At 48.5% G+C, this 16,717-nt stretch carries 13 protein-coding genes and 1 pseudogene; 10 read left to right on the forward strand and 4 right to left on the reverse strand.

Annotated elements, in window-relative coordinates:
• Positions 1 to 4: 4 nt before the first annotated feature.
• The 6 genes and pseudogenes from ACQ4MX_RS16525 to ACQ4MX_RS16550 form a co-directional block, all read left to right on the forward strand.
• A complete protein-coding gene (locus tag ACQ4MX_RS16525; RefSeq protein WP_161797149.1) occupies positions 5 to 118 on the forward strand; it encodes a putative holin-like toxin in 114 nt (37 codons plus the stop codon).
• Between the two features lie 409 nt (positions 119 to 527).
• Positions 528 to 2,195 carry an ABC transporter substrate-binding protein gene (locus ACQ4MX_RS16530; RefSeq protein ID WP_431086040.1) on the forward strand — a complete coding sequence of 556 codons (1,668 nt, stop codon included), beginning with the start codon at positions 528 to 530 and terminating at the stop codon, positions 2,193 to 2,195.
• Positions 2,196 to 2,209: 14 nt separating this feature from the next.
• Positions 2,210 to 3,184: an ABC transporter permease gene (locus ACQ4MX_RS16535; RefSeq protein ID WP_431086043.1), complete on the forward strand. Its 975-nt coding sequence runs from the start codon at positions 2,210 to 2,212 to the stop codon at positions 3,182 to 3,184.
• A 577-nt stretch (positions 3,185 to 3,761) separates the two neighbouring features.
• Positions 3,762 to 4,685, forward strand: coding sequence for a carbohydrate ABC transporter permease (locus ACQ4MX_RS16540; RefSeq protein WP_431086045.1), 924 nt, complete (start codon positions 3,762 to 3,764; stop codon positions 4,683 to 4,685).
• A gap of 48 nt (positions 4,686 to 4,733) precedes the next feature.
• Entirely contained in the window at positions 4,734 to 6,887 is a 2,154-nt protein-coding gene (locus ACQ4MX_RS16545) for an endo-1,4-beta-xylanase (RefSeq protein ID WP_431091356.1), read from the forward strand.
• Positions 6,888 to 6,969: 82 nt separating this feature from the next.
• Positions 6,970 to 7,257: pseudogene (locus tag ACQ4MX_RS16550) on the forward strand (family 43 glycosylhydrolase); the annotation flags it as partial.
• Between the two features lie 183 nt (positions 7,258 to 7,440).
• Here ACQ4MX_RS16550 and hxlB read toward each other — a convergent pair.
• Together hxlB and hxlA are read right to left on the reverse strand one after the other, a co-directional pair.
• A complete protein-coding gene (gene hxlB, locus ACQ4MX_RS16555; RefSeq protein WP_431086048.1) occupies positions 7,441 to 7,998 on the reverse strand; it encodes a 6-phospho-3-hexuloisomerase in 558 nt (185 codons plus the stop codon).
• A gap of 5 nt (positions 7,999 to 8,003) precedes the next feature.
• Positions 8,004 to 8,639: a 3-hexulose-6-phosphate synthase gene (gene hxlA / locus ACQ4MX_RS16560; protein ID WP_431086050.1), complete on the reverse strand. Its 636-nt coding sequence runs from the start codon at positions 8,637 to 8,639 to the stop codon at positions 8,004 to 8,006.
• 433 nt (positions 8,640 to 9,072) lie between these two features.
• Between hxlA and ACQ4MX_RS16565 the strand changes: the two genes are divergently transcribed.
• Positions 9,073 to 9,948: a DNA-binding protein gene (locus ACQ4MX_RS16565; RefSeq protein WP_431086052.1), complete on the forward strand. Its 876-nt coding sequence runs from the start codon at positions 9,073 to 9,075 to the stop codon at positions 9,946 to 9,948.
• Between the two features lie 190 nt (positions 9,949 to 10,138).
• Here ACQ4MX_RS16565 and ACQ4MX_RS16570 read toward each other — a convergent pair whose 3' ends face one another.
• Both ACQ4MX_RS16570 and pepT read right to left on the reverse strand, forming a co-directional pair.
• Positions 10,139 to 10,975: a methyl-accepting chemotaxis protein gene (locus ACQ4MX_RS16570; protein ID WP_431086054.1), complete on the reverse strand. Its 837-nt coding sequence runs from the start codon at positions 10,973 to 10,975 to the stop codon at positions 10,139 to 10,141.
• A 199-nt stretch (positions 10,976 to 11,174) separates the two neighbouring features.
• Complete coding sequence (gene pepT / locus ACQ4MX_RS16575) at positions 11,175 to 12,410, reverse strand: peptidase T (protein WP_431086056.1); 1,236 nt, start codon at positions 12,408 to 12,410, stop codon at positions 11,175 to 11,177.
• Positions 12,411 to 12,587: 177 nt separating this feature from the next.
• Between pepT and ACQ4MX_RS16580 the strand changes: the two genes are divergently transcribed.
• From ACQ4MX_RS16580 to ACQ4MX_RS16590, 3 genes are all read left to right on the forward strand, one after another.
• Entirely contained in the window at positions 12,588 to 13,670 is a 1,083-nt protein-coding gene (locus ACQ4MX_RS16580; protein WP_431086058.1) for a LacI family DNA-binding transcriptional regulator, read from the forward strand.
• A 213-nt stretch (positions 13,671 to 13,883) separates the two neighbouring features.
• Entirely contained in the window at positions 13,884 to 16,178 is a 2,295-nt protein-coding gene (locus tag ACQ4MX_RS16585; RefSeq protein ID WP_431086061.1) for a glycoside hydrolase family 2 protein, read from the forward strand.
• 235 nt (positions 16,179 to 16,413) lie between these two features.
• Positions 16,414 to 16,701, forward strand: a complete 288-nt coding sequence (locus ACQ4MX_RS16590) for a hypothetical protein (protein ID WP_431086063.1) — start codon at positions 16,414 to 16,416, stop codon at positions 16,699 to 16,701.
• Positions 16,702 to 16,717 lie beyond the last annotated feature (16 nt).

Raw genomic sequence — 16,717 nt, forward strand, 5'->3', positions numbered from 1 at the left:
GCCTGTGGAGGTTAAAGATACGCTGACATTAATGATGATGTTCGGTACGCTAATTATTGCGTTGATCGGATTGATCGTCACGATTGTCATTGCATTGAACCAAAGCAAAAAGAAATAGACCGCCCTTCGGACAAAGGTTAGCGGTCTATTTCTGTACCTAGTTCACAGCCACCGCCCTTATAAGCGGCTGTTGCTAAAGAGTAGGGACGTTAACGCATCCTTGCTCTTTTTTTATTATAATCTTCTTTGTTTCATTTTATCACAACGTGAATCCTATTGACAATGGAGTCAAGGGGTATTGCAGTAAAAATGGACGCTGATGCTGGATCGGCGTTTATTTTGCTTTGTTGGACTTACTCCTATAGTTTTCTAGGTAACACCTTTAGATTGGCAGGTGAACGAAATTAACGGCATTTTATAAAATGAAAGTGCTTACAATTTGGAGTGTGCGGGATTTCCAGTGCTTGAGGTACGGCCGCTCGGTATTCACACAATCGACAAAAGAGGCTGAAAGGGGAAGGTCTGGCATGACAAGCAAAAGGTTCGGGATCATCAGTCTGGTATTCATCATGATGGCATCTATGATCACTGCCTGCTCAGGAAGTGCGGGCAAGGAGCCTGCAGCAGGAGGTCCTAATGAGAGGGTCACATTCACGTATTTTAATGCCACTGCGGGGAGGGACATCCATACCAATGAAACGCGGATCGGCAAAATTCTGGAGGATCAGACAGGAGTAAACTGGAAGCTGGAGCATTTGGTAGGGGATTCCAATACGAAGATCGGTACGTTCATTGCCAGTAACGATTACCCGGACGCCATTGTGCCTGATGGCACGATTGATAAGCTGCTGGATGCCGGAGCCTTTATTCCGCTAAATGATTTGATTGATAAATATGGTCCGAATATCAAGCGTGTATACGGACCGTATTACAACCTGATGAAGGCGGAGGATGGGAATATCTATTTCCTGCCACTCAGTGCGGTGGTAGGCGATTATTTGCCCGCGCCTAACGTGGAGCAGGGAGCTTTTTGGGTACAGCGCAGGGTGTTGAAGGAGGCGGGGTATCCAAAAATAAAAGCGCTCGACGAGTATTTGACCCTGATTCGCAACTTTGCGAAAAAGCATGCAGACGAGGGCTTGACCGGGTACTTGGCGTTAACCACACAGGATAGGTTTTATGCTCTTACGAACGCGCCGATGCATCTGGCGGGCTATCCGAACGATGGCGGCACGATGATTGATATGAAATCGCACCAGGCGACGGATTATGGGGATGAGGAAATCACGAAGCGGTATCTCAAAGAGCTGAATCAGCTCAATGCAGAGGGCCTGTTCGACAAAGCATCCTTTGTGGACAATTACGATCAATATTTGGGGAAGCTGACCTCGGGCAAGGTGCTGGGTTTCTTCGACTATCGCTGGCAGGCGGGGCAGGCTCTAAATAACCTACAGGAGGCTTCCAAGCAATCGGGCAATGATGATATGGAATATATAGGGCTACCTGTTGTATACGACCAGAATATAAAGGATCAGTACATTGACCCTTCGTCATTCGTTAATAACCGAGGTATTGGAATTACGGTTAGTGCCAAGGACCCGGTACGTATCATCAAGTTTTTTGACAATCTGCTGACCAATGAAAACCAGGTGTTATCCAACTGGGGGATCAAGGGCGAAACCTATGATGTAGATAAAAAAGGGCGCTTTTACCGGACCAAGGAGCAAATTAAGCAGACGGGTCAGGATGCGTTCCGCGAATCATTCGGGTTCAAATATTTTGAATACAGTTGGCCGCGATACGGTAGTGGTTCTACCCTGCCTGACGGCAACTCGGTTGGCCCCGGGCGGCAGCCTGAGGTTGCGCGTATGTCCTACACCGAGGGAGATAAAAAGCTGCTAAAAGCCTATGGTGTAGAGTCCCTCTCGCAAATATTTTCTGCCCCAGACAAGCGCCCATGGTATCCGGCTTGGAGTATCCCGATTGCCCAAGGCTCACCTGCGCAGCTCTTCCAGCAAAAGAAGGGCGACCTGCAACGAAAATATTTCCCACGTTTAGTGCTGTCTGCACCGGGGCAGTTTGAGGCGATTTGGAATGAGTACACTACTGAATTCAACAAGCTGGATGTGAAGGAGTATGAGGAGCTGATTACGAAGGAGGTTGCCAAAAAAGTCGAAACTGCTGGTAAAAAATAAAGGAGGAAGCAGCTATGGGCAACACGGCACCTGTCACGACCTCACAGAGCCATTTGCCGCCCTCACGGCGAACTGGCTTTAGAGGATTTATGCACAAGCTGAACCAGCAGCGGGCACTGGTATGGATGTCCATCCCTTTTTTAATCTGGTTGTTTATTTTCAAATATTTGCCTATCTGGGGCTGGACGATTGCTTTTCAGGATTTTAAGCCTGCGCGTAAGCTGCTTGATCAGCAGTGGGTTGGGTTGAAGCATTTCCGCTTTCTGTTTCAGGATGAGCATTTTCTGCGGGTCATGCGCAATACGCTGGCGATGAGCTTTATTAATCTGGTGCTGGGCTTTGTAACTGCTATAATATTGGCAATTTTGCTGAATGAGCTTCGTCAGATCGTATTCAAGCGAGTGGTGCAGACGATCAGCTATTTGCCGCATTTTATTTCGTGGGTCGTCGCGGCGAGCATTATCAGTACGGCGCTGTCTGCGGATGGCGGCATTGTCAATGAGGTGCTGATGTGGCTGGGACTGATTAAGGAGCCTGTGCTGTGGCTGGGCGAGGGAAGCTATTTTTGGGGCATTCTCGGTGCATCGGAAGTATGGAAAAATGTCGGCTGGAACACCATCATTTATTTGGCCGCGATGACGATGATTGATCCCTCGCAGTATGAAGCGGCCGAGATGGATGGAGCCGGGCGTTTTCAGCGGATTTGGCATGTGACCTTGCCAGGATTAAAACCTGTGTTCATCATCCTGCTCATTATGAACATCGGCAACCTGCTGGAATCGGGCTTTGAGCCGCAATATTTGCTGGGCAACGGTATGAACGTGGATTACTCGGAAAATCTGGATATTTTTGTAATGAAATATGGTATTCAGATGGGCAATTTCTCCCTTTCGATTGCAGCAGGGATGTTCAAAACGGTAGTCAGCTTCATTTTGCTGTTTAGCGCCAATCATATTGCGAAGCGGTTAGGGGAGGAGAGATTGTTCTAGGATAAAGGGAGTTATGGGGGGAGAAGGCCGCTTTGCGTGCGGATTGTTCTTCCGATCGCTGTTATCCCCGGATTCCTTTTTATTATAAAACATTAGAGGTTGGAATCCGGGGATAAAGGCGACCGCTGCCGCTTCTTCAGAACAATTCTGCCCGCTCCGCTGCTACCCGCCATAAAGTCACTTTTTTAAGAACTGAGGGTGGTGGCAGGGGAGAACTTGAGGGAAGGCGCGTGCTCGCGCTTCCTTGTAGTAACTGCACGATCATGACTGGCTCAGCTTCGCTATCGCTTGTTTTTAGGACTGAGCTATTCGAGGCGATAACAAAAGGTGCGTGTTCATTCATACTACTGGTGCAGGTCAGTGGATTTTTAGCAGGCCGCTTCGCGGACCTTATTAAGACTTTATGGACGAACTGGATTACAACTTCTAATAGAGAAAATAATCTAATAAATTAACATTTGTTCATATAACAATAGAAATATAACACTCCAAAATATAAGACCAATATCTCCACCAGCAATCGTCCTGATCATCGAATTAGAGTGCTTAAGCTATTTTTTAGAAAGGAGCGGAAGTTATGGGTAAAGGGAAGGCTGTACACGGGCGGTTACGGGCACCCTCGGATCGGGTTTTTGATGCGTGTAATATTGTATTTATGCTGTGCCTGATGGTGTTCACGCTATATCCGTTTTTGAATACGCTGGCGGTTTCGCTGAATGAAGCGAATGATTCGATTCGGGGTGGGATCTATTTGTGGCCGCGTGAGTTTACGTGGAGCAATTATGAATTTGTGTTCAAGGAAGCGACGATTTTTCATGCTACGTTGATTTCTGTGCTGCGTACGGTTGTGGGCACGGTGACCTCGGTGTTTTGTTGCGCGATGGTGGCGTATACGATCAGTCGGCCGGAATATGTGCTGCGTAAATTTGTATCGCTGGCTTTTATTTTGACGATGTATTTTAACGGGGGGCTGATTCCGAACTTTCTGCTGATTCGTGAGCTGGGGATGCTCGGAACCTTTTGGGTGTATGTGGTACCGGGGTTGATTGGGGTGTTCAATGTGATTGTGATTCGCTCCTTTATTGAAGGCTTGCCGGAAGGGATTTTGGAGTCGGCCCGTATTGATGGGGCGGGGGAATTTGCGACTTTTATGCGTATCGTTTTGCCGCTGTGTGTTCCGGTGCTGGCAACGGTGTCGCTGTTCACGGCGGTGGCGCAATGGAACTCCTGGTTTGATGTGTTTTTGTACAATTCGTCGTATGAGCAGTGGAGTACACTCCAGTATGAGCTGATGAAAATATTGCAAAATTCCAATACGTCCGTGAACGCTCAGGATTATGCCAGCCAGTTTGCAGGCTCGGAAAATCTGGCGAAGTCGGTCACTCCTACCTCGATTCGTGCCACGATGACGATTGTGGCTTCCGTACCTATTATTTTGGTGTATCCTTTTTTGCAAAAATATTTTGTGAAGGGTATGACTCTGGGAGGCGTTAAGGGGTGAGCATGGACCAGAAATGTGCGGAACTCACTTTCTTGTATTTTTGAAAATATGAGCACGGGAGGGATTGCGTTGAGGTCATTTTTGTACAAATCTTTTGGTCTGGTACTGGTCGGGGTGCTGTTATTGCCAGTGGGGTGGTGGGGTCCTTCTGTAGCGGCGGCGGCTCCGTTTGTGGAATATTCCCCGCCAGTTGCGGATTCGGTTCTGTCAACGGGAAGTGTGGATAAGACCATCGGGACCTATGGATTTGAGCAAGGCAATAGCGAGGGCTGGAAGCCTCGGGGGACTTATACTCAAATCGCGTCCGTCACGGAGGCTGCATATGGCGGCACACACAGTCTGAAGGCAACCGCTCGCACGGCGACTTGGAACGGAGCGGAACTGGATGTGAAGTCGCTGTTGCTGCCGGGGGTGGAGTATGAGATTAGCGGCTATGTGAAGCTGGACGGCAATTCCGCGAATCCGAGCGTGATTAAGTTTACGGTGGAGGAGCAGCCAGCAGGCGGGGCTACGACATGGAAGACGGTAGCGCAGACGGAGACGACGGATACATCGTGGATCAAACTTCAAGGCAAATATACTTTTACCGGGGGGATGGATGCATTGAAGTTGTATGTGGAAAGCTCAAATCCCGCGCAGGCATACTATGTGGATGAGGTAGAAATCAGGCAGGAATCGGAGACACCAACGGAACCGACCAGTGGTATCGTATCCGGCTTCGAGGACGGTACAGCTCAAGGCTGGGTATCCCGTATGGGGGCCGAGACGGTGCAAGTGTCGAATGCGGATGCACGAACCGGATCGTACAGCCTGCTGACGACAGGCAGACAAAAGACGTATGCCGGGCCTAAGCTTGATGTGACTGCTACGGTGCAAAAAGGCAGCCGTTACACGGTCAGCGCTTGGGTAAAGCTGGCACCGGGCGAGCAGCAGCCTGCCAAGGTACGGCTCAGCGTACAACGCGATCACCAAGGTGAAAGTGCGTATGAAACTGTTGTAGGCGACACGGCTACCACGACAGGGGGATGGATGCATTTGTCTGGTACGTATACTCTCGCGCATGATGCAGACACCATTTCTATGTATTTGGAAACGGCAGAAGGAACGGCTTCCTTTTATATGGATGATTTCGAGCTGTCACTTGTACCGCCGCTGGCTATTGAAAAGGACATTCCCTCTTTGCACGGATTATATCAGGGACAGTTCAGCATCGGCACGGCGATTGAGGCTTTCCAGACAGAAGGGGCTTACGGAGAACTGGTGCAGAAGCATTTTAACAGCGTCGTTGCAGGGAATGCGATGAAGCCGATTTCCTTGCAGCCGTCCGAGGGACAGTTCCATTGGGAGGAAGCAGACCAAATTGTGCAATTTGCTAGACAGCACGGACTGGAAATCCGCTTCCATACCTTGGTGTGGCATAGCCAGACCGGGGATTGGATGTTCAAGGATAAGAATGGACAGCCGATGACGCCAACTGCGGAAAATAAAAAGCTTTTGCTGGATCGACTGGAGACGCATATTCGTGCTGTCGCGGCGCGTTATAAAAATGTAATCACCGACTGGGATGTGGTGAATGAAGTCATTGATCCCGACCAGCCGGACGGCATGCGCCGCAGCAAATGGTATCAGATTACCGGCACGGATTATATTGAAAAAGCCTTCCGCGTCACGCGGGAAGCGGCGGGTCCGAATGCCCGGCTGTTTATTAACGATTACAACACGCACGAGCCAAAGAAACGGGATTTCCTGTACAATTTAGTGCGTGATTTGCTCGGTAAAGGTGTACCGATCGATGGAGTAGGCCATCAATCGCATATTCGGCTGGAGTTTCCGACGATTCAGGAGATTGAACAATCCATTGAAAAGTTTGCTTCACTCGGTCTGGATAACCAGATTACGGAGCTGGATATGGGCCTTTATTCCAATGACACGGATCGCTACGAAACGATCCCTGAAGCCATGCTGATCCGGCAGGCTTACCGCTATCGGGCGCTGTTCGATATGTTTTCAAGGCAGCAGGAGAATATCAGCAATGTGACGATTTGGGGTACGGATGATGGCAATACGTGGCTCAGCACATTTCCGATTGCCCGGCTGGATAAACCGCTGCTGTTCGACGAACGGTTAAAGGCCAAATATGCTTATTGGGCGCTTGCTGATCTGTCCAAAGTACCGCCGTTGCCAGCGGGGAGTAACGAATAAATAGCTTGAATCAGATCAATCAATAGAGCTGTCCAACAGGAGAGCTGGAGCTATGGCTACCTTACGCTAGACGAATCCGGTTGTCCCCGGATTTTATCCTGATCCGAGCGCGATACGTGCCGGGGAGGATTACTACATGGCGGCAAGCCCGTTTGAATATATGCCGGGCTTGCCGATTTTTCATAGCCGTAACCTGACGGATTGGCGGCAGATTGGGCACGCGTTGAATCGACACAGCCAGATTGACCTGTCGGCGACGTCGAACGCCTGCGGGGGAGAAGAAATCCGATCCACATCCCAATGCCTATTCCCACACGAATGCTATCGTAGACGAAGATGGTCCAGTCGTCGCAACCCCGGCATATTTTAAATATTTTTCCTACGATGGCATGGACTATTATAGATAGAACTCGTAAACGTACTCTGGAAGCGCCATCCCACTACTCAGCAGCGCCAGGTAAAACTCATAAATACAAAAAAAGCAGGCCGTCTTCGCATGTCCATGTGACATGTAAAAGATGGCCTGCCTTGTTATCGTAAAAGTCTAGCAGCTCTACTCCAGATTAGCATGTTGACCAAACATAGATTCAGAAGTCAGCTTGCGTAGCTCCATCGTTTTGAGCACCAATGCATCGCCATACAACAGTAAGGTTTGCTCAAATAGTGAGCCCATGGGCTGAATGGTTTGGTAATCCTTGTTGGACGGGTTCTTGGGTGCGCCTGGAAGCTTGACGATAATATCAGCCAGCTTGCCGATGGTCGATCCGGGGGAAGTGGTCAGAAGCGCCAGAGAAGCACCAAGCTTCTTCGCCTTTTCTGCCATCGAGGTCAGACTTTTGGTTTCACCAGAGCCTGAACCGATAATCAGCAAGTCGCCTTCGCTCAAGCCGGGGGTTACCGTTTCCCCGACCACGTAAGCCTGAACACCCATATGCATTAGCCGCATCGCCAGCGAACGGATCATGAAACCTGAACGTCCTGCACCTGCCACGAACACTTTATTCGCGGAGGCAATGGACTGGATCAGTTGTTCCGATTCTACATCACTGATGAGCTGTGGAACCAATTGCAGCTCCTTGAGCACCTCGGATAAATATTGAGAGGTTTCCATTGGAATTAACCTTGTTTAATGAGCTGTTGCATTTGGGAAGCAACAGCTTTTTTGTCGTCCTCGCCAGTGATCCCGCCGCCGACAATAACCAGATCCGGTTGAGCCTTAACGACCTCAGCCAGGGTGCTCAGCTTAATGCCGCCAGCAACGGCTGTTTTGGAGTTTTTCACGACTTTTTTAACGGTTTGCAGTGCTTCGAACGGGCTTTGTCCTTCAGCTTGCAGATCGTAGCCTGTATGCACGCAGATGTAGTCTACGCCGAGGGAGTCGATTTCCTTAGCGCGTTGCTCCAGGTTTTTAACACCGATCATATCCACCAGGATTTTTTTGCCGCCTTGTTTTTTCGCTTCTTCTACCGCACCCTTGATCGTTGCATCTTCAGCTACAGCCAGAATCGTAACGATATCTGCGCCAGCTTCGGAAGCTTTCAGCACTTCGTAACCGCCTGCATCCATAACTTTCAGGTCAGCCAGCACTTTCAAATTCGGAAATGCTTCTTTCATTGCTTTTACCGCATGTAGTCCTTCGTTAATGACAATCGGTGTACCGATTTCTACGATATCAATATACGATTCTACTTCTTTTACCAATGCAATCCCTTGCGGGATATCTACTAAGTCCAAAGCCAATTGAAGTTCCATGTTATTAACTTCACTCCTTTAGTGAATTTGTATTGGATGAACAGGTACATACTCTGTTGAGTGCTGCGAATACTTTGGTTTCATGCACAGGTTTGATTGTAAGCCCCCGGTATCCGATTGAAAAGTACGCACTAATTCGTAACGTAGTTACCTTGAGGATACTATGGCTTCTCTTTGGCCTCCCTTGGAGGGCCTGATTCGCGTCTTTGTTATGGATTATTTCTATCGAATGAGTCATTTATTCATCGGCTATAAACCATACACGGTAATGTCAGGTTGCAAAAGAAATTGCATATCAAATGATTGAATTGACTTCAAGTTAGGTTTTGTCTATATTTGTAATATACTGGTATGCGAGAGGAACGACAACGCGGATGCTCCTGATGAGAATACATGGGTAAACGTCATTTTCAGGATAGGGAGGCGGGTTTTAGTGGAAGAGGTCCTGAACCAAAGGGAAGCTATTTATTTGTTGTCGGACAGCCACGAACTCGACAAGGCTTGTGAGTTGTTTAGAATCAGCTATACACATAACGATTGGGACGAGGCGAACAAAGTTGCAGACTATTTGCATGCTTTGGCTGAAAGCCTGTATCGCACCCAACTGAGAAATGCTGCGGACGGCAAGCACGAGACATTGAATACCAAACATCCGTTGGTATTTTATTATGCATACAGCTATCTGGCGAAATCTATTTATTATCAGAATAAAGGCAAGTATGATGAAGCCAGAGATTATATTATGAAGTATAGCGAGATGGGCTGGTTTATGGGGCTGGATGAGAGCGGTCTTGAAGAAGTAGAAAGATTTCGCTTTCTCGCCAAAGCCAACCTGTTTACGATAGAATTGCTTTCGGGAAAACGGGAGCTTCTGCCCGAATATATTCAATTTCTTCACGCCAATGATGAGGAACTGCTTCCGGGATTGGTCGGTATTGCCGAAGCTGCTAATTTGAATAATTGGAACATTGACGATCTGGTAAATGATTTTGCCCGCGATATTGAGATATTTGCAGGTTATGAAGATAGAGGAAACCGCGTATATTATTTAAAGCTGGTTAACCAATTAGCCATTTATTATTTCAAACAGGAGCAGTACACCGTTGCGTTAAATTATGTCCTTGTTTCTCTTCAATCTTCTGTTAGTGTAGAAACAGATGCCGATTTCAGGACACTGGTCGCTCTGTTTGAGGCTTATCGAGATTTGGCAACACCGTCACAGCAAGAGCAATATCAAACCATTTTATTAAGGGGGCTTCATAATGAAAAAGGCTTTAATCTCGGTAACTATGGTCTTGGTGTTTCTTAGTATTGTGATTCCTTCGGGAACTGTACTGGATGAGCTCAATCCCGTGAATCCTTCCAATCATGGTGTTTTCTAAGTTACTGTTTAAACTCGGTTTGAATGATAGGTCCCGGCAGGGATTTTGTAAATAAAAGGAGCACACTTTAACGCTTTTGGCGATAAGTGTGCTCTCTTTTTTCGTACGGAGTTATGTTTATTCCACAATATATGAAGTGAGGTTATTCGCTAACTGCTGCATCGTTTCACTCGCTTGTTGCATACGCTCCATCACTTCGGTAAAAGAGCTTACGAGAGTCGCTTGCTCCTGAGAGGAGGAAACGATTTGCTCAATTTCCTGCTCCATCTGACGAATGGAGTTTTGTACATCCTTGAGAGCTCCTTCGATATCGACCGTCGCTTTTTTGGATTCTACGGATAGCTTACGCACCTCTTGAGCCACGATGCCAAAGCCTGCTCCCGCTTCCCCCACACGTGCGGCTTCAATAGCGGCATTCAGCCCGAGCAGGTTGGTTTGCTCGGAAATTTCCTTGATAAATACAGCAACTTGATTGATTTTGCCTGAGTTTTGCACGGCAATTTGGGTGTTCTTTAAAATCTGTTCACTGGTAGCCTGTAGCTCCTCGGAATGCGCTGCTACATGCTGCACCATGTCAATGAGATGCTCGGTGATGGAAAGGTTCTCAGTGACGATTTGATCCAACTGATTCTTGTTAGTCAAATTATAGGAAGCAGCAAATGCTGCAACGACCTCGCCATTTTCGTCAAACACAGGAATACTGACCATATCGAGAGGATACCCCAGCAGTTCAGCAGGAACGTGGGTCAGGCTGGGCTCGCGCCCATTTTTAAGCATGGAAAAATTTTGGTAGCCCTCGAGCAGCTCTGAGCCAGTTTCAAAGCCGAGCTCCATCCCTTCCGACTCGCTATAAGCCAGAACATGAGTACGGTCTAAGAGGCAAAGGGTTACCTTCTCACTCATAATCCGTTGTATGTAGGGAATGGCTGCTATTAATGCATCTACTGTATTCAAATAGATTACCTACCTTTCTTTACTAGGTATATTTTTTATAGTCACATATATATTTGTCGGTCTACGGAGGGAGAAAAGTTATAAATGTAATGAAAAATTCAACGGGCATGAGAGTTTCAGAAAAAAGGCACACCGCTTCCAGTTAGGAAACGATATGCCTTTTCGTTTTATAATGATGCAAAAGCTTCTTGTATTCGGTTCACTCGCCGCGCTGTTCGAATAATTGTACGATTTCGACAATGACCTTGGTTGCAAGCACCATGTTATCTACAGACACATACTCGAACTTGCCGTGATAGTTCTCCCCACCTGTAAAAATATTCGGTGTAGGCAGTCCCATATAGGACAACTGTGAACCATCTGTACCACCACGAATCGGCTTCATAATCGGATCAATGCCCAGCTTTGTCATCGCTTCATGGGCAACATCCACGATGTGCTTGACGGGCTCGATTTTTTCCTTCATGTTGTAATACTGATCTCTCAGCTCCAGAACGATACGGTTTTCCCCATATGCGGCTTGGAGTTCTTTCACCACGTTCGTTAAGTAAGCCTTCCGGTTTTCAAAGCTTTCACGATCAAAATCACGAATGATATAGTACAGTTTGGCTTGTTCGACCGTGCCCTCAAATTCCAGCAAATGATAAAAGCCATCGTATCCGTCCGTGTATTCCGGAGCTTCATTCGCCGGCAGTCGTCCGTTTAGCTCCATGGCAATTTTGACGGCGTTAATCATTTTGTTTTTGGCTGTACCTGGATGGACATTAACGCCATGAATAGTAATATGGGCGGCTGCGGCGTTGAAGCTTTCATATTCCAGTTCTCCGAGCGGTCCGCCATCCACGGTATAGGCATATTGGGCACCAAAAGCAGCTACATCAAACCGTTCCGGTCCTCTTCCAATCTCCTCGTCCGGTGTAAAAGCGACGCGAATCTTGCCATGCGGGATTTCCGGGTGATCCAGCAGATAATGTATCGCTGTCATGATTTCTGCGATCCCGGCTTTGTTATCTGCACCAAGCAATGTAGTACCGTCCGTCGTGATCAGGGTATGACCTTTATATTGGGGCAGTTCGGGGAACTCGCGCGGAGAAAGGTTCACACCCAGCGATGCATTCAGCGTAATATCGCCCCCATCATAATTTTCCGTCAGTTGGGGCTTTACCCCTGCGCCAGTCATTTCGGTAGCGGTATCGAGATGGGCCAAAAAGCCGATAACCGGGACTTCTTTATCCGTATTGGAAGGAAGGGTTGCCATGACATAACCGTTGTCGTCCATCGTTACGTCCGTCATACCAATGGCTTTCAGTTCGTTGACCAGCAGTTTGCCCAGTGTGAGCTGTCCGGGTGTGGTCGGGCAAGTGTTGCTGCTTTCATCGGATTGGGTATCCACCTGAACATAAGTGGTCAGGCGTTCAATCAGTTCCTGTTTCATGCGTATATCCTCCTTGTGGTCATTTCTGATATGCTACATATTTTATCATGATTGGACTTGTTATATGAAAAATTTGGCTGTACCTTCTAAAACGACAGCTTGTGTTGCACAGAGACGACGAGTAAGATAACAGTAAAAGAACGTAAAAATGGAGTAAAACCATCAAAGGAGTCTGCAATGCCTACGTTAAAAGATATTGCTCAGGAGGCGGAAGTTTCCATATCGACAGTTTCCCGAGTGTTAAATTATGATGAAACACTGTCCGTTTCAGAGGAAACACGGCGTAAAATTTTCGAGGTCGCGGAGCGTATGAAATATACGACAGCCAAACGTAAAAACGGCGGTATCGGGCGTCAGCCTCGTAAAAAGGCCGAGGGGCCGATTCGGCTCGGTATGGTCCATTGGTTTAGCGCGTATCAGGAACTGGAGGACCCATATTATTTGTCCATCCGGTTCGGCGTGGAAAAGGAATGCCGCCAAAGCGGAGCGCAATTGGAGCGCATTTTCCGGCGGGAAGACCTGGCCGCACTGAAGACGCTGTCTGCACTGAAGACGCTGTCCGAAGGGCTGCACGGGCTGATCGTGCTCGGACACTTTAGCAGCGAGGAAGTGGAGCACATGCTGGAGCTTCCGATCCCTTGTGTTTTTCTGGATCACCCCGTGGAGCGAACGGGTGCGGACTATGTCGTCATTGACCTCGCTCGTGCTGCGGCGGACGCGCTGGATTATTTGATGGACGCGGGCCATCGTCATATCGGTTATGTGGGTATGGGTAAGGATGAGCAGGCCCATGATTTCAACCAGACGGAGCTGGATGCGCGTTATGAGACCTTTTTACAGTATAAAGGGCAGCATGCGCTATGCACATCGAACGACGTTCATGTGTGCGGCGGGACGGCGGCAGACGGCTTTCGTGCGATGGAAGCGGCCATTCTGGCGGGGCCAGAGAACTTGCCTACAGCCTTCTTTGTGGCGAGCGATTCGGTGGCGATTGGTGTATTAAAGGCGCTGGAGCAGCATCAAATCGCTGTTCCTGAACGTATTTCAATCGTCGGCTTCAATGATATTCCGACAGCGGAGTATTTGACACCGTCGCTGACGACGGTCAAGACGTATACTGAATTGATGGGAGAAACGGGCGTTCAGCTTTTGCTGCATACGGTGCGCAACGGTCCGAACGAGGTGGGTCGCAAGGTCACCATTCCGACCGAGCTGATGATTCGTAACAGCAGTGCGTCGCCGTTTACGGCTTCGATATAGTAATGTGCTCCATTGTGTGTTTAATGACCTTTACAGCTCCGGATGCCGGGGCTGTTTTTTTTGTATGGGCAAAAGAAAAAAACGGAATTGACAAATATCTTGTAAATGCTTACATTAAAAATATATTTATTTTACTAAGTTTTACTCGTTATTTTTACTTAAATATTTTACTATGGTAAAAGAGTGAAAAATAAAAGGTTGAGGTGACTGTCCATGCGTACCATTTTGCCGTTGAATGACCAGTGGTTTTACCGTCCCGAGTATGTTGAGAGCGAAATAAGCGCAGGAATTGATGCGAGTCGGTATGAGCCTATTCTGCTGCCACACACCAATGTAGAGCTGCCGTATAACTATTTTGACGACAAGGCGTTCCAGTTTGTTTCCACGTATAAAAGGGAGCTGAACATTCCGGCAGATACCAAGGGGAAACGGGTATATGTCGATTTTGAAGGGGTCATGACTTACGCGCAGGTATATCTGAACGGGGTAAAAGCGGGGGAGCATAAGGGAGGCTACACACCGTTCAGTATTGAATTGACCGGACTTGCCGAATACGGAGGCTCCAATGTACTGACGGTCATCGTCGATTCCACGGAGCGGGACGACATTCCTCCTTTTGGGGCAGTCATTGACTATCTGACCTATGGCGGTATTTACCGTGAGGTGCAACTGCGAGTTGTCGAGCCTGTGCATCTCGGCACGGTATTCGTCCAGACACCGGAGCCACTTGCGGCAAGCAAGGCGGTACGCGTGGTTGCGGAGCTGGAGGGGATTGGCGATCAGGAGGACGACTTAACGGTCGCCCTGCGATTGCTGGACGGAGCGAGCGTGAAGGCCGAAATCCGGCCGACAGAAGTGAAGTCAGCGGAAGTCACACTGGAACTGAAAGAACTGAACGGCCTACAGCTTTGGGATATAGATGATCCCAAGCTGTATGAAGCAGAGCTGACACTGCTGCGGAATGGTGAAGAGCTGGACCGGTTGAATGTGCGCTTCGGCTTCCGCGAAGCCGAATTTCAGCCGGACGGGTTTTACCTGAACGGGCGGAAGCTCAAACTGCTGGGCTTGAATCGTCATCAGTCCTACCCGTACGTCGGGTATGCGATGCCCAAAAGAGCGCAGCGCCGTGATGCTGATGTACTCAAAGAGGAATTGGGCCTGAATATGGTCCGAACATCACATTACCCGCAGTCCCGCCATTTTCTGGACCGTTGCGATGAGATCGGATTGCTCGTTTTTGAGGAAATTCCGGGCTGGCAGCATATTGGCGGCCAAGCGTGGAAGGAACAGGCGGTCAGGGATGTGGAGGACATGATTATCCGCGACCGCAATCATCCGTCTATTGTGATCTGGGGCGTGCGGATTAATGAATCGCAGGATGATCATGAGCTGTACGCACGTACCAATGAGCTTGCACGCAAGCTTGATCCGACTCGTGCGACTGGTGGGGTGCGCTATATTGTAGGCAGCGAACTGCTGGAAGATGTGTATACGATGAATGATTTCGTTCATGACGGTGGGCATCAAAAATATTTGGTGAAGGAAATCCGCAATTTCGATACGTATGACGATACAGAAGGTGTAGATGGCGAAACGACAGGTCTGCGCGAGCCGTCCATCGTCACCAAGCTGGATCATCCGGTCCCTTATCTGGTGACGGAATATAACGGGCATATGTACCCGACCAAGCGCTTTGATCAGGAGGAACGGGTGATGGAGCATGCACTGCGCCATACGCGGGTGCAGAATGCTTCCTATGCCGACGAAGGCATTGCTGGTGCGATTGGCTGGTGCGCTTTTGACTATAATACACACGCGGATTTTGGCTCTGGCGATAAAATCTGCTACCACGGTGTCATGGATATGTTCCGCTTGCCCAAATTCGCAGCGAACGTGTATCGCAGTCAGAAGCGGGTCGAGCAGGAAATCATTTTGGAGCCAGTCACTTACTGGTCACGTGGCGAACGGAACATCGGGGGCGTTGTGCCGCTGGTTGTGTTCACCAATTGTGATGAGGTGGAATTCATTTATGGTGACGAGCGTAAGGGCGTCTATCGTCCGAACCAGGAAAAGTATCCGGCGCTCCCGCATCCTCCCGTCGTTATCGACGAATTGACAGGTCACTGGGGCATGAAGTGGGAAGATGCCGTGTTCATTGGGTACGTGGACGGTCAAGAGGTCATTCGCAGACGCTATTCCCGTAATCCTGTACCCACGGAGCTGCGTGTAGCTGCCGATGATACAGCGCTGGAGGCAGGCGATTGGGACGTGACGAGAGTTGTGGTGGATGCTCTGGACGAATACGGAAATGTCCTGCCTTTCTATGCTGATCCGGTTTCGGTGGAGGTCGAGGGAGCGGGTGATTTGATCGGTCCTTCAACTTTATCCCTGATTGGTGGACGCATTGCGTTCTGGGTTCGTACAAAGGGAGAGGCGGGTAATATCCGTGTGAAGGTTTCCGCGCCATCCCGTTTTGACCCGCGGGAATTAAGTATTCTCGTGCAGTAGCATTAAAATAGAACATTAAACGTTATATGATGTAGGTTATTTCTTCGTTTATTCAAGAAGGGGATGTCCGATCAGATTCTACAAAGGATCTGAGAAGGCAACCCTTTTTTGGCTTGTGATAGGGACTTTAATCTATGAATCTGTAAACTTTGTGTCTTCCTACTGAGTCAATTGACGTTGCGTTCATAGATTGGAAGCATAGAATACACTATCAAGCACAAGGGAGGTGAAACCTATGGCGATTCTATTACCTCAACAAAACTTCACGATTGCGGCTGGTATCGGTAAGTCATACTTTGAAAACTTGAACGGTGGCGCGAATGCTACAATTACCGTTAATAATAACGGTCCGGCTCCGATCGATCTTGTCGTTACTCGTGTCGACGCACCCGTGATCACTTATGTTATCCCTGCATTTACTAGCCTTACGCTGGAAGTTGCTTTATTGCTGGTAGCTGGTCTGTTGACTACTGCAGCCGGTGCCACATTTGGTACGATCCAGATTGCGACAGCTGATTTTTAAGCTGTAACGACCTGAT

It is taken from the genome of Paenibacillus sp. 8b26 (genome assembly GCF_050626875.1).
Classification (GTDB): Bacteria; Bacillota; Bacilli; order Paenibacillales; family Paenibacillaceae; genus Paenibacillus.